At 69.1% G+C, this 19,296-nt stretch carries 17 protein-coding genes; 13 read left to right on the forward strand and 4 right to left on the reverse strand.

Going from position 1 to position 19,296, the window contains the following annotated elements; translation table 11 throughout:
- The first annotated feature begins 62 nt into the window (after positions 1-62).
- The 10 genes from AC3RJ9_RS11280 (at position 63) to AC3RJ9_RS11325 (ending at position 9,845) form a co-directional block, all read left to right on the forward strand.
- Positions 63-3,503 (forward strand): hypothetical protein, encoded by a 3,441-nt coding sequence (locus AC3RJ9_RS11280; RefSeq protein WP_489727725.1) that lies wholly within the window; start codon positions 63-65, stop codon positions 3,501-3,503.
- The gene (locus tag AC3RJ9_RS11285; RefSeq protein WP_141724186.1) at positions 3,484-4,119 is read left to right on the forward strand and encodes a prepilin peptidase; all 636 of its coding nucleotides are present in this window, start codon (positions 3,484-3,486) and stop codon (positions 4,117-4,119) included. Before AC3RJ9_RS11280 ends, AC3RJ9_RS11285 begins: the two co-directional genes overlap by 20 nt.
- Before the next feature lie 4 nt (positions 4,120-4,123).
- The gene (locus AC3RJ9_RS11290) at positions 4,124-4,678 is read left to right on the forward strand and encodes a hypothetical protein (RefSeq protein ID WP_069941616.1); all 555 of its coding nucleotides are present in this window, start codon (positions 4,124-4,126) and stop codon (positions 4,676-4,678) included.
- Positions 4,679-4,772: 94 nt separating this feature from the next.
- The gene (locus AC3RJ9_RS11295; protein ID WP_069941615.1) at positions 4,773-5,621 is read left to right on the forward strand and encodes a glutaredoxin family protein; all 849 of its coding nucleotides are present in this window, start codon (positions 4,773-4,775) and stop codon (positions 5,619-5,621) included.
- Positions 5,611-5,814: a hypothetical protein gene (locus tag AC3RJ9_RS11300; RefSeq protein WP_061867632.1), complete on the forward strand. Its 204-nt coding sequence runs from the start codon at positions 5,611-5,613 to the stop codon at positions 5,812-5,814. Before AC3RJ9_RS11295 ends, AC3RJ9_RS11300 begins: the two co-directional genes overlap by 11 nt.
- 45 nt (positions 5,815-5,859) lie before the next feature.
- Positions 5,860-7,629, forward strand: coding sequence for a hypothetical protein (locus AC3RJ9_RS11305; RefSeq protein ID WP_069941614.1), 1,770 nt, complete (start codon positions 5,860-5,862; stop codon positions 7,627-7,629).
- Positions 7,622-8,401, forward strand: coding sequence for a hypothetical protein (locus tag AC3RJ9_RS11310; protein ID WP_031943847.1), 780 nt, complete (start codon positions 7,622-7,624; stop codon positions 8,399-8,401). The genes AC3RJ9_RS11305 and AC3RJ9_RS11310 overlap by 8 nt, the downstream gene beginning before the upstream one ends.
- Positions 8,392-8,853 carry a hypothetical protein gene (locus AC3RJ9_RS11315; protein ID WP_069941613.1) on the forward strand — a complete coding sequence of 154 codons (462 nt, stop codon included), beginning with the start codon at positions 8,392-8,394 and terminating at the stop codon, positions 8,851-8,853. The genes AC3RJ9_RS11310 and AC3RJ9_RS11315 overlap by 10 nt, the downstream gene beginning before the upstream one ends.
- Positions 8,854-8,862: 9 nt before the next feature.
- Entirely contained in the window at positions 8,863-9,576 is a 714-nt protein-coding gene (locus AC3RJ9_RS11320) for a DUF4145 domain-containing protein (protein ID WP_069941612.1), read from the forward strand.
- Positions 9,573-9,845 (forward strand): hypothetical protein, encoded by a 273-nt coding sequence (locus AC3RJ9_RS11325; RefSeq protein WP_069941611.1) that lies wholly within the window; start codon positions 9,573-9,575, stop codon positions 9,843-9,845. Before AC3RJ9_RS11320 ends, AC3RJ9_RS11325 begins: the two co-directional genes overlap by 4 nt.
- A gap of 171 nt (positions 9,846-10,016) precedes the next feature.
- On the opposite strand, the gene AC3RJ9_RS11330 is transcribed toward AC3RJ9_RS11325, so the two are convergent.
- Together AC3RJ9_RS11330 and AC3RJ9_RS11335 are read right to left on the reverse strand one after the other, a co-directional pair.
- On the reverse strand, positions 10,017-10,586 hold the full coding sequence (locus AC3RJ9_RS11330; RefSeq protein WP_081339297.1) for a TetR/AcrR family transcriptional regulator: 570 nt from the start codon (positions 10,584-10,586) through the stop codon (positions 10,017-10,019).
- A 17-nt stretch (positions 10,587-10,603) separates the two neighbouring features.
- Positions 10,604-12,070, reverse strand: coding sequence for an MFS transporter (locus AC3RJ9_RS11335; RefSeq protein ID WP_036316244.1), 1,467 nt, complete (start codon positions 12,068-12,070; stop codon positions 10,604-10,606).
- Between the two features lie 279 nt (positions 12,071-12,349).
- Between AC3RJ9_RS11335 and AC3RJ9_RS11340 the strand changes: the two genes are divergently transcribed.
- Positions 12,350-12,922 carry a recombinase family protein gene (locus AC3RJ9_RS11340; protein WP_101966148.1) on the forward strand — a complete coding sequence of 191 codons (573 nt, stop codon included), beginning with the start codon at positions 12,350-12,352 and terminating at the stop codon, positions 12,920-12,922.
- Between the two features lie 39 nt (positions 12,923-12,961).
- Here AC3RJ9_RS11340 and AC3RJ9_RS11345 read toward each other — a convergent pair whose 3' ends face one another.
- Both AC3RJ9_RS11345 and AC3RJ9_RS11350 read right to left on the reverse strand, forming a co-directional pair.
- The gene (locus AC3RJ9_RS11345; RefSeq protein ID WP_206496000.1) at positions 12,962-15,547 is read right to left on the reverse strand and encodes a DEAD/DEAH box helicase; all 2,586 of its coding nucleotides are present in this window, start codon (positions 15,545-15,547) and stop codon (positions 12,962-12,964) included.
- Between the two features lie 5 nt (positions 15,548-15,552).
- Complete coding sequence (locus AC3RJ9_RS11350; RefSeq protein WP_206495999.1) at positions 15,553-17,697, reverse strand: DNA methyltransferase; 2,145 nt, start codon at positions 17,695-17,697, stop codon at positions 15,553-15,555.
- Positions 17,698-17,860: 163 nt separating this feature from the next.
- On the opposite strand from AC3RJ9_RS11350, the gene AC3RJ9_RS11355 reads away from it, so the two are divergent.
- Together AC3RJ9_RS11355 and AC3RJ9_RS11360 are read left to right on the forward strand one after the other, a co-directional pair.
- A complete protein-coding gene (locus AC3RJ9_RS11355; RefSeq protein WP_061867719.1) occupies positions 17,861-18,526 on the forward strand; it encodes an HNH endonuclease family protein in 666 nt (221 codons plus the stop codon).
- Positions 18,527-18,622: 96 nt separating this feature from the next.
- Complete coding sequence (locus tag AC3RJ9_RS11360; protein WP_031943833.1) at positions 18,623-18,955, forward strand: hypothetical protein; 333 nt, start codon at positions 18,623-18,625, stop codon at positions 18,953-18,955.
- The last annotated feature ends 341 nt before the right edge of the window (positions 18,956-19,296 follow it).

Below are 19,296 nucleotides of genomic sequence, written 5' to 3' on the forward strand. Positions count from 1 at the left end.
GGGGACCGCCCCAGCCTTCTACCCCGTGAAGACCTCTACCCACGCGAGCGGAGACACGCCCCATGCGCACCCTCAAAGGCCTTGCGGCCCTGCTGGCCCTGACCGCCCTGGTGGTCGGCATCCCCGCCGCCCTGATCCTGCTGGTCGGCAACCCCATCCCCAGCACCGCCGAGCTCCAGCAGGCCCTGACCGGCATCGACTTCGGCGGCACGTTCCTGATGGGCACCGTGCTGCCCCTGATCGCGTGGGGCTTCTGGGCCTCCTTCGTCTACTCGCTCGTGGTCGAGGTGATCAGCCTCATCCGCCGCGTCGAGACCCCCAACCTGGGCGGAGCGCTGCGCCCGCAGCAGGCCCTGGCCGGCGCGCTGATCGCCGCCGTGCTCGCTCTCGGCGGTGGCAGCCCCGCCTTCGCCCTGACCCCACAGGACACCGCCTCCGCTCCCGCCGCCGTCGCCATGGCCCAGGAGGGCCAGACCACCCAGGACACGACCCAGGACACCCCGGCCGCCGCGGGGGAGCGGACCTACACCGTGCAGGAGGGAGACACGCTCTGGGGCATCGCCCGGGACGAGTTGGGCCAGGGCAGTCGGTGGGGCGAGCTCGCCGAGCAGATGCGCTCCACGCCCCAGGCCGACGGCCAGACCCTCACCGATCCCGACCTCATCATGACCGGCTGGACCGTGGAGCTGCCCGATGGCCCCACCGGCGCCGGCTCCACCTCCGCGACACCGGCCCCCTCCCAGCAGGCCCCCGCCCCGGCGGCGCCCTCCGCACCGGCGTCGGCCGAACCCTCCGCCCCTGCCGACGACTCGGCCACGCCGGCCCCCGAGGCGGCCGCCGCCCCGAGCGCCGCCTCGGACTCCACGCCGGCCCAGGACGCCCAGCACCCGCTGCCCGGCGAGGCCGTGTCTGCGGCACCCTCCACGGCCCCCGCCGAGCAGGAGGGCCCCTCCGCCGTCCCCGGCGGCGCGTTCACGCAGACCGCGCCGGCCCCCGCCGATCTGTCCTCCCACCAGGAGCAGGCTGCCCCGGAGGAGGTCCCCGCATGGGCCACCATCGGCGGCATCGGCGCCTTCGCCGCGGCCGGACTGCTGGGCATCGTCGGCCTGCGCCGCCAGCTCCAGCGCCGCCGCCGTCAGCCCGGCCAGTCCGTCCCCATGCCCGAGGAGCAGACCGCGCAGCTGGAGACCCAGCTGCGCGTGGTCGCCGAGCCCGAGCAGGCTGAGGAGCTCGACGTCGTCCAGCGCTGGCTGGCCCGCTGGGCCCACGAGAACGGCCAGGACCTGCCTGAGCTGTTCCTCGTGCGCGTCTCGCCCGAGCAGATCGCCCTCTACCTCATGGCCCCCGCGCAGCTGCCCGAGCCCTTCGTGGCCGAGACCGACGACGGCGTCGTCTGGACGCTGGCCTCCGGCTCCATCGACATCGACCCCGACCTGCCCGCTGCCCCCTACCCCTCGCTGGTCACCGTCGGCCAGGACGACACTCGCTCCCAGGTCCTGCTCGACCTCGAGCGCCTGGGCACCCTCGGCATCGACGGCGACCCCCAGCTGACCACCCAGGTCCTCGATGCCATGGCCGTGGAGCTGGCCACCTCCAGCTGGTCCGAGAACGTCACCATCACGCTCGTCGGAGTCGCCGACGGCCTGGCCAAGGTCGTCAGCGACGGCCGCGTCCGCCAGATCGACGACCTGGACCAGCTGATCGGCCAGCTCGACGGCAAGGCCAAGGACATCCGCCGCGCCCTCGACGAGCAGGACGCCGCCACCCTCGACCAGGCCCGCGCCGCCAACCAGGAAGAGGCCTTCGGCCCCGAGATCGTCCTGCTGGGCCTGGAGCCCACCCCCGCCCAGGCTCGTCGCCTCACCGACCTGGCCGGCGCCATCCCGCGGCTGGGCATCGCCGCGGTCACCACCGCCAACCCCCTGGCCTCCGACTGGATCCTGAACCTCGAGGACGAGGACCACGCCGACCTGCTCCCGGTCAATCAGCACCTGCGCCCGCAGAAGATCACCCCCGAGGAGGGCGAGCGGATCAAGGAGCTGCTGGCCACCGCCCTGGAGGACCCCCGCTCCACCGGCCGTGGGACGACCGCCACGATCGACATCAACACCGTCCTGGACGAGCGCCCCCACCTCAGCGCGGTGGCCGATCTCGAGGAGATGCTCCACGAGGAGGAGAACACCCAGGACCTGCCCCTGACCCCCGAGCCTGCGGTCTCCGCCGCTGAGACCGCCGAGGACGAGACCGATCCGGCCGAGGAGAACGAGGAGGACGTGCTCGCCGCCCAGGCCGCCCGCCACACCCCGACCCCTGCGCCCGCCCCGCACGACACCATGGACGAGGACGAGGACGAGGAGAGCCAGGACCAGGCCGCGGCGGCCGCCGTGCCGACCGAGCCCGAGGACATCACCCCCGAGGCCCAGGACCAGACCCCGGCCGTCGTCGCAGTCACCGAGACCGCAGGACCCGCCGAGACTGCCCCCGAGCCCGAGCCCGAGCCCGAGCCCGAGCCCGAGCCCGAGCCCGAGCCCGAGCCCGAGCCCGAGCCCGAGCCGGCCGCGACCGCCGAGCCGGCGCAGCAGGAGGCGGCCACCGATCTCCACGACACGTCCCCCGCGGAGGACGAGGACGAGAAGGACGCCGCCCCCGAGCAGCTGGCCTCGACCGACCCGCAGAAGCAGATCGACCTGGACGCCGCACACCTGCTGGAGCAGGCCACCACCCAGGCCCCGATGATCCTGATGCTCGGCGAGCTCAAGCTCGTCGGCGCCCAGGGCCAGGCCCCCGTCACCGCGGCCACCGGCGAGGTCTCGACGACCCAGACCGCCCGCTGCGTCGCCCTGGCCGCCTACCTGGCCCTGCACCCCGGCGCGAGCGCCGAGGCCGTCCACGCCGCGTTCTGGCCCACCCAGCGCTCCGACGGCAAGTCCGCCTCCAGCAACCGCAACAAGCTCACCGGCCAGACCCGCCGCCTGCTCGGCCAGGCCGCGGACGGCACCCCCTACCTGCCCGCCGTGGGCAGCGAGGGCTACCGCGTCCACGAGGACGTGCTCACCGACTGGCAGGTCGTGCAGTCCCTGATCGGCGATGACCCCGTGAAGGCCTCCACCCCCGCCCTGGTCGCCGCCATGCGTCTGGTGAGGGGAGTGCCCTTCGAGCACGCCAAGGCCTCCAACGTCGCCTGGACCGAGACCCTGGTCCAGGAGATGGTCCAGACCATCTGCGACGCCGCCCACGAGCTCGTGGCCCGCTCCCTGGCCGCCGGCCACCGCGAGCACGCCCAGCTGGCCGCCCGCGTCGGCCGCGCGATCGACCCCGCCAACGAGGCCGCCTGGCGCGACGCTCTGGTCACCGAGGCCGCCGCCGGCAACCACACCGAGGTCACCCGCCTGATCGAGAAGCTCTACTCCTACCTCGAGTCCTTCGAGGAGGACCTCGAGCCCGAGGTGGAGACCACCGCCCTGATCGAGGAGCTGCGGGCCCATGGCTACCGTGTCGCCTGATCTCCACGACACGTCCCCCGCGGCCACCGACCCCGCGCCGGCGCCCTACACGGTGCCGCCGCGGACGGTGCGCACCCTGATCGGCCCCGGCGGGGCCCTGGCTGCCCTGCTGGGCATCGCCGGCGCCGCGGTCGCCGGGCTGCCCGTGCTCATGGTCCACGCCGCGCTCGCCCTGATCGCCCTGGCCTGCCTGGGCATCTACATGGCGCGCGTGGACCGGGCCCACCGGCTCATCCCGAACTGGGCCGTGGCCGCCCTGGGCGCCATCAACCTCGGCGCCGCGGTGGGGCTGCTGGTCACCGGATACGGCGCCTGGGCCCTCCAGGGGCTGGTGGTCACCGTGATCGCCGCCGTCGTGCTGATGGTGATGCACCTGATCGGCGGCACCGGCATGGGCGACGTCAAGCTCGTCACCGTGGCCGCCCTGGCCATCGGTGTCCACGGCCCCGGTGCCTGGGTGCTGGCCATCCTGGCCAGCTACGTGCTCGCCGCCCTGTTCGGCGCGGTCCCGGCCCTGCTGCGCGGCCAGCGCAAGACCCGCGTGCCCATGGCCCCGTACCTCGTCGCCGGGCACGTGCTCGCCTTGCTCGCCGTCCTGGGCTACCTGGCATCCTGACCAGGTGCCCCGCACCTTCTCCGCCCGCGACCGCCGTGCGCTGACCGGCCTGCTCACCGCCGGGCTCAAGCACGCCCAGCTCGACGACCTCACCGCGGCCCACCCTGTTCCCGGCGACCCCGGCCACGACTCCGGCAAGGCCGGTCGCGTGGGCCTGATCGTGGCCACCTGGCTCGCCAGCGGCGACCACACCGGACTCACCAGCGCCCTCGAGCTGCTCGAGACCGCCAAGCTGCCCCCGGCCCGCCACGCCGACCTCGCCCGCCTGCAACGGAAGGCCGGCCTGGACTCCACGCCACAACCCACGCCAGAAGCCGAGCCAGAAGGCACCCTCGCCGCGGATGGTGCGACGGAGTCGCCGCTGCCGGCCGCGCCGGCCGAGGAAGCGGCGCCGCCCGCATCTCCGCGACACGTCCCCCTGGTCCTCCTCCAGGACCTAGCCGAGGACCACCCCGCGGTCCAGGCCCTGCTGGCCGCCGGCCTCGAGGTCGGGCACCTCGAGCACACCTCGACGATCCCCGCCGACGCGTTGCTGCTGCACCCGGCGCATGAAAGCTGACCCCGGAACGGGGAGGGACATCAGCGCCGGATGCCGGCCTTATGGGAAGTGAGGGCCGGCCACGGCCCCGGCCATCTCCGACCGAGGAGCACCCATGTACACGATCTACACCAGCCCCGGCTGCGGCCCCTGCATGACCGTGAAGGCCCACCTGCGCGCCCACAAGATCCCGCACACCCTCGTCGACGTCTCCCAGGACCCCGCGGCCGTCGAGAAGCTGCGCAAGATGGGCTACTCCAGCGCGCCGGTCACCGTGGACGAGGCAACCGGGGAGCACTGGCACGGATACCTCCCCGACCGCTACGCCTCCCCGGCCCCGGAGGCCGCGCCGGCCGCCGACGTGCAGGCCACGATCGACGTGGGCCCCGTCGAGGCCGGCGAGCACGTGCTCTGGGACCCCCGCCAGGGTCACCTGCTGATCATCGGCGACCGCGACAGCGGCAAGAGCGTGATCCAGCGCGGGATCATGGAGACCGCGGTCTCCGTGGGCTGGCAGGCCTGGGGCCTGGGCCTGCCCGGGGAGCTGGACAAGGTCGAGGACCATCGGTATGCGCAGGTGGTCACCGCCGACGTCAGCGACCAGCTCGAGCGAATCCGTGCCGCCAGCGAGCTGATGCGCGAGCGCTACCACCTGGTGGAGGTCGCCTCCCTCGCCAAGGAGCACCCCGAGCCCTTCCAGCCCATCGTGCTCGTCCTGGACGACTACGCCCATCTGCGCCAGCGCTGGGCCGACCTCGCCCCGGCCGGGGAACACGAGGCTGACGTCGCCGAGAACCTCCTGCTGGGCATCCACCGCCTGGGCCGCTCCGTCGGCATCCACCTGTCCGTCTCCTGCCGCGGCATCGCCCACCACCTGGGCCAGATCATGGCCGCCGGCTCCACCGTGGTGCACACCTCGCTCTGGCGCAGCTCCCTGGAGACGGAGATGGCCCATGCCAGGTGACCGTCGCCGCCTGGCCCGCCACCGCAGCCGCCACTGCGGCGCCCACACCCTGGCCGCCGAGCTCGCCCTGCTGGCCCACGCCGGCCAACCGACCCCGGACGGCGACACCGACGATCTCCACGACACGTCCCCGCCTGCGGTGCTGCCCGGCCAGCTCGACGCGCTGGACCTGCTCCCTACCGAGGAGGCTTAGCGCAATGTAGGGTTGCCCTAACTGTCAGATCGACCGGAGGTCCCCATGGCCTACTCCAACCGCGAGCGTCCCGGAGGGCGCGCTGGCCTGCGCGACAACACCCCCACCACGTTCCGCCCCGTGGCCTACCGCAACCTCGCCGCCCGCAAGAACCTGTGGGCGGACTACACCACGGGCCGGGGCGTGTTGGACAACGGGCAGGCGGTGCCGCCGAAGATCGGCCCCCGTCGGAAGAACCCGAACCTCACCGACATGCTCGACACTGCGGCCGCCGTCGGTGTGGACCGGATCTTCTTCACGGGCAAGACCCCGGTGGCCACGCCGGGCAAGCGCCACTGGCTGCTGGTGCAGACTCCCGGCTGGATCGACGGAGGACACAACCTCGGCTCCCCGGCCACCGGCCGTTTCGAGCACCGCCAGACCGGCAAGCGCATGCTGGTGCAGTTCGTCTCCGGGTGGTTCGGCGACGCCCCGCTGAGCCCGGATCAGGCCCGCCTGGCCTGGCAGGCCACCGAAGGCATCATCGGTGCGCACTTCCGCGGAGCCAAGCTCATGGACAGCCCCACCGCCACCGGCGCCAACCTCTGGGCCCTGACCCTGCCGAAGAACCTCGAGCCGTACCCGCTGACCGAGGACATCGCCGAGGAGCTGCACCGCACCTCCGGCCAGCACCACGTCGAGCACCTCGTGGCCGGATCCTCCTCGGACACTCACCCGGACTGCATCCCCCTGCACGACCCGGCGAAGACCCCCAAGATCGACGGCTTCGCCTACGTCGACGGCCGCTTCATGTACGGAGCCATGTGCAGTGAGCTGGGCATCGGCCCCGGGTACCGGCTGCGCCGCGACGACACCGCGGACATGCTCCGGGAGAACCCCTACGCCCGCGCTCGCGTGCACGTGCAGTTCAAGGTCCCCGACACCTGGGACCACATCGGCCTGATCGGCGTCCAGCACGAGAAGGCTTCCGAGGGCTGGTACTGGCCCAACCGCCCCGGCGCCACCGGGAGCGCCTGGATCGACGCCGCCGAGTTCTTCGTCGCCGCCCGCCACGGCTGGCAGCTGGACCCCATCGAGTCCGTCGCGTTCACCACCGATGTCCCCGGCGCCCGCGACCGCGACCGGCGCGTGCGTGCACGCCCGCTGGACACCTGGAAGGACAACCTGGTCAAGGCTCGCGCCGCCGTCGCCGGCGACCCGCTGATGGACGAGATCATCAAGACCGCCGTCTCCGCGGCACTGCGTTCGATCCTGATCAACACGATCGGCAACTTCGCGGCCCGCGGGCGCGTGCAGACCCACATCACCTTCGACCCCAAGGAGGTCCCGGCCAACGCCCCCGACGTCAAGCAGCACGGCAAGGCCTTCATCTGGACCACCAAGCCGCGCTTCGACGGCCAGGCTCAGCGCTACTACCACCCCGAGTTCGCCGTGCAGGTCTGGGGCCGGGCCCGGGCGCGCATGCTCTCCGGACCCATGGCCGGTGGCCTCCAGGGCGGGGCCCTGCACGTGCCGGCCCACACCCTGCTGGGCGTGCGCGGCGACGCGATCTACACCACCGAGGTCCCCGCTTGGTCCCTGACCGAGGAGCGTGGCGGCGGCGATGACGGCCGGGTGGGACGCATGCGCCTCCAGGGCTACGTCCCCGGACCGCTGAAGATTCCCGCCGACGAGACCGCCCGCAACAGGCTGCGTGCCAAGGCCGCGCGCCTGGGCGTGGACGCCGCCTACTCCGAATACGAGATGCAGGCCGCCCCCGTCGACGGGACGGACTACCTGCCCGGCGACGACGAGCAGGAGGCCGACGGTGAGTGACCCGGCACAGCTGAGCCCCGCCGAGCTCGTCACCCGGGTGCGCTCGGCCTACGGACTCACCTGGGCCGAACTCGGCGCGGCCATGAACCGCTCCCCGCGCATGATGCAGAAGATCGCCCGCGGGGAGACCTCGGGCGAGTCCTACCGGGACGCGCTGACCGAGCTACACGAGACCGGCGCCGTCTCCAAGGCACCCCGACGTCGGCGCAACGCCGCCGGCAAGATCGTGCCCGTGCGAGCCAAGCGAGGTGCCAAGAAGCCCACCGTGGTCCCCAAGGACACCCGGCGCGGGCCCTCCCTGACCCGCCACTCCACCACGACCACCCACCTGCCCGACGGCAACCGCATCGTGCGGATCCAGCTGCCCAAGACCGTCGGATCGCCCGAGCGCGGGGCCGGCCTGCACGCGGCCCGCATGTCCATCGTCAACGTCGCCCGCGGCGCCCGCCACCAGGACAAGCGCGTGCACATCCGCGCCACCGTGGACATCGGCGGCGGCCGCACCCGCACCTTCGACGTCGGCTCCAAGGGCGGCTACCTGGCCGCCGACGTCGTCTCCGACGTGCGCGACCGCAACGGCGGGGACATGGGCGGCTGGATCGCCTCCCAGATGGGCGACCGCTACGCCCGCGACGCCGTCACGCAGGGCCAGCTGGTGGGGCTGTCCGTGACCAGCTTCAACGCCGTGCGCTCCAAGGAGGAGCGCGTGGCCCAGGACGAGGCCGGCGCCCGCCGGTGGGGACGACGAGGAGGACGCACCCGATGGGGATGAATCAGCACGAGAAGCCGGCCCCGCCGGCACGCCGGTGGGGCGAGGCCCTGGACCCCCACGCCCACCAGGGCCCCTACCGGCCCCCCGCAGCACTGCTGGACATCCTCGCCCGCGCGGCTGGGGCCAATTCCTACGAGACGGCCACCACCGCCGTGCGCAACCGCGCGGCCAGTGCGGCCACCGAGCTGCACGAGGCGGGCCTGGACCCGCGCGTGATCGGCCTGATCGCCGAGCCGCGGGTCAACGAGCTGCTGGGCGTGGCCGAGCGCTCGGCCCGCTCCCTGCGCCAGCGCGACCACCAGTTCCCCGAGCCGGTCACCCGCGGACGGCTCTGGTGCGAGGCCGACGTCGTCGACTACTTGGCCTTCAAGCACGAGACCTCCCCGCGACCCCGGGCCCTGCGCAGCGCCCGTGTGGCCCAGCGCGAGAAGGGCACGCAGATCCGCTCCTAAACTGCGGCCATGGAGTACCTCTTCGAGAACATGGCCGGCGTCTGCCCGCACTGCCAGGCCTACGCGGCCATGGACCCTGAGTCCCGCATTGAGATCTACCCGAGGTACGCGCATCTCGACGAGGAGCCGTACCGGCCCTCGCCGACGAACGACTCTCCGCCGCCGACCTCGGGGGCGCGAGAGATCGTGGTGATGCAGTGCCACCGCTGCGAGCAGCCTGTCACCGTCATGGACACATGGTCCGAGCACCAGTGGGATGAAGGCACGGAGCCACGCCGGCTCTCCCGCACGCTGGTCTACCCGCTCGCCGCGGTCCGCCACCTGCCCGAGGAGGCGCCGGAGAAGATGCGCTCGCTCTACCGGGAGGCCAGCCTGTGTGAGAGCGCGGGAGCTCTGCGCGCCGCTGGCGTGCTCTACCGCGCGGCCACCGAGGAGATGGTCGAGGACCAGGGCGGCACCGGCCGGGACCTCAAGGCCAAGATCAACAGCCTGACCCCGCGGCTGGACGCGGAGCTGCTGGAGGACCTGCACGAGTCCCGCCTCGTGGGCAACGACAGCATCCATGTCGGCGTGCAGTACGCCGCCGAGGAGATCGCCGACGTCGCCGAGCTGCTCTGGGAGGCCGCCTTCGTCCTCTACGAGCAGCCGGCCCAGAAGGCCAGCATGCGCGCGGCACGCAAGGCCCGCCACGACGCCGCCCGCGGCCCGCGCGCGGCGTCGTGATCCCGGTCTACGAGCCGCCGGCCTTCCGCAGCCCCGAGGAGGTCCACTCCGCGCTCTACCAGGACGCCCCCTACGTGCGGGTCATGCTCCCCGACCGGGGACGGGTCGATGCGATGGCTGCCCGCTGGTCGAGCACCCATGTGCTGATCGCCTGGGAGGAGGCGCCCAGCACCGAACGGTTGCAGGCATGGGTGCCCGCTGGGTGGGTCACCCGCATTCGGGCAGAAGAATCGGCCTGGCGCGCCCCCTACGGGCGCACGCACGGCTAGGGTGTGTCTGAGAAACCGTCCAGTCGGGTATACCCACTAGGCGCATGTGTCAGAGCCAGTTGGGTGCTGCTGGACAGAGGTGCCAGGGTGCGATCTTGCTTGACAGGGTTGCCCATCATCGCGCTCGACGGATTCGTCGATCCGGCCTTCTCCAACCGCGCGCTGGCTCGCTTACCCGTTGGGCTTGGCCTCGGATTCATGGACGTCATTCTGGAGTAGCGCGATGATCTGCTTTGCGGTTTCACTCCGGTGGTCCTGTGAGATGGGCCTGCTTCCGATCAGGTCGTTGACCCAGAGCCCGTCAGCAGCGAGCAGGGCGAGCGAGGTCATCTGGTCGCGCTCAGCTTCGTCTCGTTCGCTACGTCCGGTCCATCGGTCGATGAGGTCTTCCCAGATCGCCTTGTGCTGGGTGTGCTGGCTGTCGAGAATCAGCTGGAACTCGGCGCGGGAGGCGGCTGTCGAACAAGTGAGTATGTAGGCGGTCAGGCGCTCCATCGGCGTTGCCTCAGCGGTCGGCTTTCCACAGGCGATCTCTAACTGCCGCTCCCAGCGATCAGCGAGTCTCTGGTGGATCGCAGCGATCAAGTCGTCTCGTGACGGGAAGTGGTAGATGATCCCGGCCCTGGTGATCCCTGCAGCGGCCGCGACAGAGTCAAACGTGACTGCTGTGATCCCGTCTTCCTCGATCACTTGGATCGCGGCGTCGAGGATCATGGTCTTCTTGCTCTCACGCACCATCATGCGCCCCTCCGATTGGTTCAGTGGTTTTCGGCGTACTCCATTGCCTCGCTGCCGCGCCCGTAAGCGCGGAGCAGCCGATTGGTCAGAGCGGCTCCACTAGCCAGCATGACAGCGAGGACGATCATCGTGACCAAATAGGCCGTGTCGTAGGCGGAGGTGGCGGCTGCGATCACGTCGAGATCTCCGTCGGCGATCCCGAGGGCATCGGCAATGCTCTCCCCCGCTGCGGCGGGAGTGCCATCCGGGAGTCGGACGACTGTGGCGTAGACGAAGGTCAGGAGGCTCCCGAGGAGTGCTACAGCCGAGAGGGAGCCCATCTCATAGGAGACTTCTTCGATCGAGGCCGCCATGCCGGCCTTTCGCGGAGGCGCGTTGCCCATAATGGCGGCGGAAGCGACGGCGAAGGTGCCGCCCAGGCCGAAGCCGGTCACGATGAAGCTGACGACCAGCAGGGGTAGTGATCCGTTCGCAGAGGCCAGCACGGCGAGAGCTAGTCCTAGGGCGGCGATGGCGAGGCTGCCGGAGATAATGATCCGCAGGCCCACGATGTGCAGGATCGCGGCCCCTAGGACACCTGAGGGCAGGGCGCCAAGCGCGATGGCTGCGACTAGCAGGCCTGCTTGCAGGGGGGTGAAGCCCTCGACGAGCTGGAAGCGCTGTGTGGTCGCGAGCTGGGCGCCAGCGATGGTGAACATCGCGAAGAAGGCTGCCAGAGAGCCGCCAGCGAAGGCGCGGTTGCGGAAGATGGAGAACTCGATGAGTGGTTCTTCCAATCGGCCCTGGCGTCGCACGAAGAGGACGAACCCGATGACTGCTGACGCCAGCGCCCCTGCGATCAGAACCCAGTTCTGTGGAATATGGGCCAGTTCCTTGATGACGAGCACGGTGCCCACCAGCCCGACCATCGCATAGAGGGATGAGACGAGATCCCACTTCTTCGACGGATCGGGATGGTTGTGCGGCGCGATGATTGCGGTCGCCACAAGTGCGATGGCAACAACGGGGACATTGATGAGGAAAACAGATCCCCACCAGAACCGTTCGAGAAGGGCGCCGCCGAGAATGGGTCCGAGCGCTGCCCCCGCGATCGACAGGCTCCCCCAGATGGCGATGGCGATGTTGCGCTCACGAGGATCGTCGAACGCGAGGCGGATCAGAGCAAGCGTGGCGGGCATCATCGCTGCGGCCCCCACAGCGAGGAGTGCCCTGGCGCCGATCAGGAAGGCAGGGTTGGGCGAGAATGCCGCTGCCAGTGATGCGGCACCGAAGATCCACAGGCCGACGACGAACATTCGGCGGTGGCCGATGCGATCGCCCAGTGTGCCTGCTCCCAAGAGGAGGCCAGCCATGACCAGGGGGTAGGCGTTGATGATCCACAGTGTCGAGGATCCGGACGCGCCGAGGTCTGCGGTCAACGTAGGCAAGGCGGTGTAGAGGATCGAATTGTCGAGGGTGATGAGTAGCAGGCCGGCCCCCACGGTCATGAGCAGCCACCACCGCCGCGGCGATGATCCAACGTCGTTCACTGTTGTACCCCTGTCCTCTGCCTGTAGTCGCATCAACGAAACTATACTAACAGGTTAGTAAAGTAAACGTCAACGCTCCGACAGAGGGATGCCTCACAATCCAGCTGGGTGTTCATTGCCCCATCCCGGCGTCAAGCCGGGTATACCCCTTTACACACTCCGTCCGCCCACGAGACCATCACGTCGAAGACGGTCTCAAACCGGGTCGTTAGACAGAAGTGTCGGGAGGTCTAAGACGTGGTTGGACAGACCGTGGGGTACGTGCGGGTGAGCTCGGCGGAACAGAACCTGGACCGTCAGCTCGAGGCGGTGGGGGAGTGCGACCGCATCTTTCAGGACAAGATCTCCGGCAGCTCCCGCGCCAAGCGCACCGGGTTGGCCGAGCTGATGAAGTACGTGCGGGAGGGGGACCTGGTGAAGGTCGCCTCGATGGACCGGCTGGGACGGGACACCCGGGATCTGTACGCGATCGTGGATGAGCTCACCGACAAGGGGTGCGCGGTGCAGTTCGTGTCCGAGCGCATCACCGTGGACAAGTCCGGCACCTCCCCGGTGGACGGGCTCATGCTGGGCATCCTGGCGGCGTTCGCTGAGTTCGAGCGCCGGCGGATCAAGGAGCGCCAGGCTGAGGGCATCGCCCTAGCCAAGGCCCGCGGCAAGTACGTGCAGGCCCCGAAGCTCTCTGATGCGGACGTGGAGCAGGCGCGCGTGATGATTCAGATGGGGATCCCGAAGGCCGAAGTGGCGCGCACGTTCGGGGTGAGCCGGCAGACCCTGTACACCTCGTTGCGCCGGCAAGCCTCAGACTGAACCCCATCCTCGGCCGCCGACACCACCTGGGTTTCTGCTTCAGTAAGCGGGCGCGGCCTTGTACAGGGATTCGGCGTCTTGGGCTGCGTGGACGCTGGCCCGGACGACGTCGTTCTTCATGTCCAGCACCCGCAGCTGGCCGTCGATCTCAGCGACGGCCTCGATCCGGCCGAAGGCATCCCCGTGGGCCTGGGCGTACTCGGCCAGGCCCCGCAGCTTGGGCAAGGCGTCGGCCAGGTGCGTGCCGTGGGGGTCCACGATGTCCGCGCGGATCGTGCCGTCCTGGTTGGCGTGGAAGAACACGAAGTCCGGGCGCAGGGCCTGCCACTGGCCGGCGCCGTCCTGGAACGGGATCGCCAAAGACTGCTTGGAGGCCCGGGAGGGGTTGCGGTACCAGCCCCGGAAGGAGGGCTCGGCGGCCTCGGAGTCCAGCACCTGCCGCTCCCAGGCGTTCAGATCCACAGGTACGGTGCCGTCCTCGGCGGCCATCAAATGCAGAGTGCGGGTCGGCAGAGGACGCTCGCTGCCATCAGGGAGGCGCTCCTGCTGGTCGGCCTGGGCCAACTTCGGGCGGGTCAGGTCCACACGTTCAGGCCGACGGGCCATCTCCCGCACCCGGTCATACACTGCCTGGCGCTCATCGGTCAGGCCGTTGATCTGCACGCGGTACTGGCTCAGCCAGTCCTGCACGAGCTTGTCGGCCTTGGCCTCCAGATCGGCGACGACCTCGGAGGTGCGGGCCAGGGAGGCGATGATGGTGTCTCCTTCGCGCAGGTCGAGATCCTCTTCGTCCTCGGGGACGATGTGATCGATGTAGGCCCCAGCGATCCAGCCGGTGAGGGTGCCGGCCGCCGCGGCCGCAGCCTCCTCGATGGCCCGGTCATCGGCCAGCAGCTCCAGGCTGGTGGTGCTCAGGGTTGTGGTTCCCAGCCGGCCGGTCAGCCGCTGGGCCGACAGGGTGAGCACATCCTGGCGGGCCGCGGCGATCTGCTCGGAGTACTGCACCCTGCATCCGTCCAGGAGCTTGCACATTGTGTGCGCGGCGGTCTTGACCGCCCCGGGCAGCAGCTCGTCGTGGGAGAGGGCGTTGGCCAGGATGTCCAGGCGCTTGAGCGGTTTGGTGGCGCCCTGGGGGATGTTCATCGAGGGCAGGGCGTCGAACACCGCCCACACCTCTTCTCCCACCGCCGGGTTCGGTGTCAGGGTGACCGGGTCAAACAGCACCCGCCGGGCGGATGCGCGGGCGGGGTCGGAAGTGGTGTCGTCCATGTCGGACTGTCCGCGCATCAAGGTCTGGGCGATGGCGGTGGAGGTGGTCTTGTCGAAGTGGGGTAGGAAGCAGTCGATGGAGTTGAGCACCTCGTTGCCCGGGATGCGTCGGGCCAGGGGGGTGCGGACCATCCGGCCCAGCAGCTGGTGGACGTAGGTGGCGTCCTTGTAGGTACGGAAGGACATCAGCACCTCCGCCCTGGGACAGTCCCAACCGGTGGAGATCGCCTCCATAGCCAGCAGCACCCGGATGTGCGTGGCTTCCTGCACGCGCTGCGGGGCGATGTAGTTGACGATCTGGCCGGGCAGGTGCCGGTCGGTGTGGGTGCCGAAGACGTGGGCTATGTCCTGGGGCCGCAGATCGGGCCACTCCTGGTGGATGACATCCAGGATCCGCGAGAGGTGCTCGTCACTGGGTTTGTCTGCGACCTGCACGACCAGCAGCGGCACCACCGGGTCCGCCTCGCCCTGCTCGGCGGCATAGGCGGCCCAGGCCCGGGTGGAAGCCTTCGTGCGGGCCACGGCCTCGCGCAACAGCGTGGTGTCGAAGGCGCCGGCTTCCTCGGGGATGGTGAGGACAACATCGTCCTTGAGCAGTCCGGAGGCTTGCACGAGCGCGGGGTCGACCTGCACGGGGGAGAGCGCATCCCGGTCGGTGGCATGGGCCATGGCCTGGGTGAAGCGTTCCACGGTGGCGGAGATCCCGAGCACGATCGGCATGGCCGGGGCCAGGGCGGTGCCGTTGATCAGGCGCTGGACGATGGTGGCCCGCTCCTGGTCGTTCTTCTTGGTGGTCTTCATGCCCCGGTGGGCCTCGTCCAGGATGAAGTACAGGGTCCGTCCGGGGGTGGCCACGGTGTTGGCGATGACGTCGTAGATGGTCCGCTGGGCCATGTCGGGGGCGGCCATCACCGGGGTGGCGGCGTTGGCGGGGTCCGCGGCTCCGCGCACCAGGCGGGCTCCTTCACGCAGCTTCTGGGCGTTGAGGAAGTACACCTGGCCGGGGGCGAAGGTGGTCTCGGCGAAAGAGTTCTCCACGGTGCGCAGCCGACCGTCGAGCTCGGAGGATGCGGCATGGATCCGGGCGCGGGACTGATCGTTCAGGTCCGGGTCGTCGGAGAACCAGAGAACGGTGGCCCCGGGGTCGGGGGCGATGTCCTCGGTGTACTGGTCAGAACCGAAGAACAGGGCCTCGATGATGGCCGCGGCCATCACCGTCTTGCCAGCCCCGGTCGCCGCGGCCAGGGAAAACTGGGACAGGACCCCGTCGTCCTGGTAGTTCTTCCTGGCCCGATGCAGCCGGTTCAGGACCTGCTCGACAGCCTGCACCTGGTAGTCCTTGAGGGTGTAACGCATGGGGGTCAGGCCCTCCGGTTGATCTGGAAGTTGTGCAGGTAGGACTCGTACAGGCGCACCGCGGTGGCGTGTTCGGGCAGCTGTCGGGCCACGGACTGGAAGGCCACCTCGGAGTCGGTCACGATGAACGCCATCCCTACCTGGGGGTCAGCCTCCAGGGCGGCCAAGAACTCGGGGGCGTGGTCCATGTCCTCGAGCACCCCGTAGGTCTGAGCCACATCCCAGCCCCGTTCTGGAAGGCTGGAGATGATGCGACCGCGAGAGCCGGCCTTGAGCCAGAGCATCGGCGCGACCCGGGCGAAGGCACGGTTGCGGCGCACCTGCCGGGGCGCCTCATAGGTCAGGGTGAAGAACGCCGCGTTCTCCTCGAAGCCATCGGCCATGGGGAACTCGTCAGTGAACTTGTAGTCACCCTTGATCGGGTCCCCGTCAGGGGTTTTCCCCGTGATGGCCGCGGTCACGCGGGGCTTGGTCACGTAGTCGCAGATGCCCCATTGCTCCCACTCCGGGTCACCCGGGCGGAGCCCCTTCTTCCGCAGGCCCTTCTGCTCTTCCGCGGACACCTCGTTGTTCGTCACGGAGATGCACTGGCGACGGCCCCCGTCCTGCTTGTTCAAGCGCATGACCGCATGAGCGGTCGTGCCGGAGCCGGAGAAGAAGTCGAGGACGACCCCGTTCGGCTTGTTTGCCAGGAAGAATCGCAGGGCGTCCTCGACGGCGTAGAGTGACTTGGGAAAGGGAAACTTCCTACCTGGCATCAGGTTCCCGATCAGACGAGTGCCACTATTACCGGCATCGTGGCCCGTGAGGCGCCAAACATCTGTTGGGATGAAACGGACTTCATAATCCGAAGCATCAGTGATGACGGACCCATCCGGACGAGTGCCGCACACCTTGAAGATGCCCTCGGTAACCTTTTTGCTCTCTCCTTGCTTGAGGTAGTAGATCGTAGTGTCAGCGCCCCGCCAGCCACCAACCCGGGCATGGCCCTGGGAGATGAGTCCCCGAAGCATCTGGGCGCTAATGCGCCAACGCCCCTGTGACCCATCCTTCCGAATCGGCCACACCGCGACAGACCCGTTGGGAGGTCGAACGGCATCGAGGTCATCTCCGTAATAGGCGTCTCCCACTCCAGAGAAGACCGTCCCCTCGGGGGTTTCAGAAATGAATACGGGATAGAACTGGTTAGGGCTGTCGCTTCGCAAGGAGTCCGCGCCGCTCCGAATGAGACGACTCCAGTAGAGATCCGTTTTGTTCTTCGTCTGAACTGCGTTCCATTCCGGCCCGAGGACCAGAGCCGAGGGGCGACTGGTACCGAACTGGACGAAGTAGATGTACTCGGCTGAGCGAGCAAACGTGCCCCGCCTAGTAGCCCCGGCGGCGTTGATCGAAGAAGTCACCATGGTGATACGCCCTTCGGGGAAAGTCTGCTCGAGGAGCATTCCCAGTCGCAGGTACTCCTTCTCGTCGATGGTGACGATCAGGACGGAGTCCTCGGGGTTGAGGAGTTCCTTGGCGACGAGGAGACGCCGCTCCATGAAGGACAGCCACTTCGAGTGGCGGTAGTCGTCGTCTTCCTCGACGTAGTCGTTGTTGTACTTCCAGTCCTTCGCTCCGGTGTTGTAGGGCGGGTCGATGTAGATGGCATCCACGCTGTGTCGGTGCGTGTAGGTGAGCATCTCCAGGGCGTGGAAGTTCTCGGCGTTGATGACCGTGTGGAACGGCTTGTCCGGCCCGCCGTTCTCGACGCGGCCTGTCTCGACCAGGCCCGGGTAGATCGGGTCCTCGAAGCGGGCGACGACCACCAGGTCCTCGATTGCTGCTGTTGAGGTGGCCGGCTCGCGGACCTCGGCGTCGATGTCTGCTTCGGCCAGGTGGGCTTGCTTGCCGTCTGGGGTGCGTTCGATGTCGGTGACGACCCAGTGTCGGGTGTCCCCGATGGTGAGGCTCCCGCGTGGGGGGAGTACGCGGACGGTGTCCCCGCGGCGCACGGGGCGGCCGGGCAGCTCCACAGCTTCTGGTTGATGGCGCTCGAACACGAGACCGAACTGGCTGCGCTGGGTGAGCTGGCGGAACTCAGCTTCCAGGTCTGCGGCCAGCTGTGGGTCGGTCTTGCGGGCCTGGGCGAGCAGGTCAGTCAGTCGAGACACGGGTGTTCTTTCTCTGGGCCGAGTGGCATGGGGCGCTGTCCGCGCTAATCCTGCCCATCCTAGGGACCGGGGATCTCGTGCCGAGCAGGGGCTTCACGCGAGCTTAGGATCAGCTGCGATGCGAATTCGCATCGCGTCATCCACTCGAGCAAGGAACTCGCCCATGTCACGACGCTCTCTGGCTTCTCTGGCCACTGCTGCTGTTTTCGTCACCACCGCTGTCCTCGGGGGTGCGGGCCCGGCGGCGGCCGGCACTACGTATTCGGCCCCGTTGCGCACGGCTGTGGCGTCGTTGCCGGTGGCGGCGGAGAACAATGCCGGCTATGACCGGGCCGCCCAGTTCGGGGACTGGAAGGATGCGAACAGGGACTGCCAGAACACGCGGGCAGAGGTGTTGATCGCAGAGTCCAAGACCACCCCGAAGTTCACGACGGCCCGTAAGTGCACGGTGGCCACGGGCAAGTGGGTGAGCAGCTGGGATCTGCGCACGCACACGTCTGCATCGACGGTGCAGATCGATCACATGGTGCCCGTGCATGAGGCGTGGGGCTCGGGAGCTCGGTACTGGACCAAGGCCAAGCGGGTGGCGTTCTACAACGACTTGGGGGATGCCCGGTCGCTGAACGCGCAGACCTCGGCGTTGAACTCGGCCAAGCAGGCCCGCGGTCCGGAGCAGTGGCTGCCGCCGAAGAACCAGTGCCAGTACATCGCGGACTGGACCGCGGTGAAGATCCGCTGGGGGTTGAAGGCTGACGCCACGGAGAAGGCGTTCTTGGTGAAGAAGGCCGCCTCCTGCGCGAACACCACCCTTAAGGTGACCCGGTACTGAGGCTGCATGGCCGCAATGGTGCCCATCCCCTGGCCGTTGACGGCTGAGAGTGTGGGCATTGGTCTGTCCGGGGGGCTGGTTCGAGGGTCAGGGCCCGTGAGCGAGTGGATGTTGATCGCGCCGGTTCTGGTCTTCTGCCTGTGGCTGGCGCACGCCGTGGACAGCTGGCGGAGGCCGTACGGCATCGGCAAGATCGGCTGGGTCCTTCTGATCGGAACACCCATCGCGAGCCTGGTCGTCTTCTTGGCCACAGCACTGGTGCACGACCCCACACCATCAGCGAATGAGGCGCTGCCGCGTGGCGAGATCCACGACTTGCAGGTGCGGTTGATGGTTGTGTCGTTGGAGCTGTTCCTCGCTTGGGTTGTCTGCCTCATTCTTGAGATCTTCCTGTACGTCGTCAGATCAGTGCGGCGGAAAGAAAGCTAGAACGGGCCGTCCTCGCAGGATGTTCCGGGTCCGGTGCAACGGGTCATTGCTCGGCACGCCGTCACGGAAGGCCCCGCCACGCTGGTCCAACCAGTCGGTGTACGCCTCACCGGATGTCCCGGGACCAGGTGCAGGCGAATGTGGTGGTGGGGTGACGTCGACCATCACCCGGCGTCCCGGTGAGTTCCTTCGAGTTCCGCCCGCTCTGTTCGGTGGGCCTGGTACTGACGTGGTGCCACACGTGCTCGTCGACGCCCAGGATCGAGGGTCAAGGCCCTCCCGATGTCGCGTTCCAGGCCGCTGCGGGTGGAGGTCGCATATCCCTTACTGTGCCGGTATGG

This window comes from Micrococcus sp. 63XJN7_6_ISO-PGPR-S23-444, assembly GCF_058072765.1.

What these genes read in the sequence shown, in the direction of transcription:
- AC3RJ9_RS11355 (WP_061867719.1), top strand. Translation starts at nt 17,861, where the DNA reads ATGTCACGACGCTCTCTGGCTTCTCTGGCCACTGCTGCTGTTTTCGTC.
- AC3RJ9_RS11300 (WP_061867632.1), top strand. Translation starts at nt 5,611, where the DNA reads ATGCCAGGTGACCGTCGCCGCCTGGCCCGCCACCGCAGCCGCCACTGC.
- AC3RJ9_RS11335 (WP_036316244.1), bottom strand. Translation starts at nt 12,070, where the DNA reads ATGACCGTGGGGGCCGGCCTGCTACTCATCACCCTCGACAATTCGATC.
- AC3RJ9_RS11320 (WP_069941612.1), top strand. Translation starts at nt 8,863, where the DNA reads ATGGAGTACCTCTTCGAGAACATGGCCGGCGTCTGCCCGCACTGCCAG.
- AC3RJ9_RS11330 (WP_081339297.1), bottom strand. Translation starts at nt 10,586, where the DNA reads ATGATGGTGCGTGAGAGCAAGAAGACCATGATCCTCGACGCCGCGATC.
- AC3RJ9_RS11280 (WP_489727725.1), top strand. Translation starts at nt 63, where the DNA reads ATGCGCACCCTCAAAGGCCTTGCGGCCCTGCTGGCCCTGACCGCCCTG.
- AC3RJ9_RS11285 (WP_141724186.1), top strand. Translation starts at nt 3,484, where the DNA reads ATGGCTACCGTGTCGCCTGATCTCCACGACACGTCCCCCGCGGCCACC.
- AC3RJ9_RS11315 (WP_069941613.1), top strand. Translation starts at nt 8,392, where the DNA reads ATGGGGATGAATCAGCACGAGAAGCCGGCCCCGCCGGCACGCCGGTGG.
- AC3RJ9_RS11295 (WP_069941615.1), top strand. Translation starts at nt 4,773, where the DNA reads ATGTACACGATCTACACCAGCCCCGGCTGCGGCCCCTGCATGACCGTG.
- AC3RJ9_RS11305 (WP_069941614.1), top strand. Translation starts at nt 5,860, where the DNA reads ATGGCCTACTCCAACCGCGAGCGTCCCGGAGGGCGCGCTGGCCTGCGC.
- AC3RJ9_RS11345 (WP_206496000.1), bottom strand. Translation starts at nt 15,547, where the DNA reads ATGCGTTACACCCTCAAGGACTACCAGGTGCAGGCTGTCGAGCAGGTC.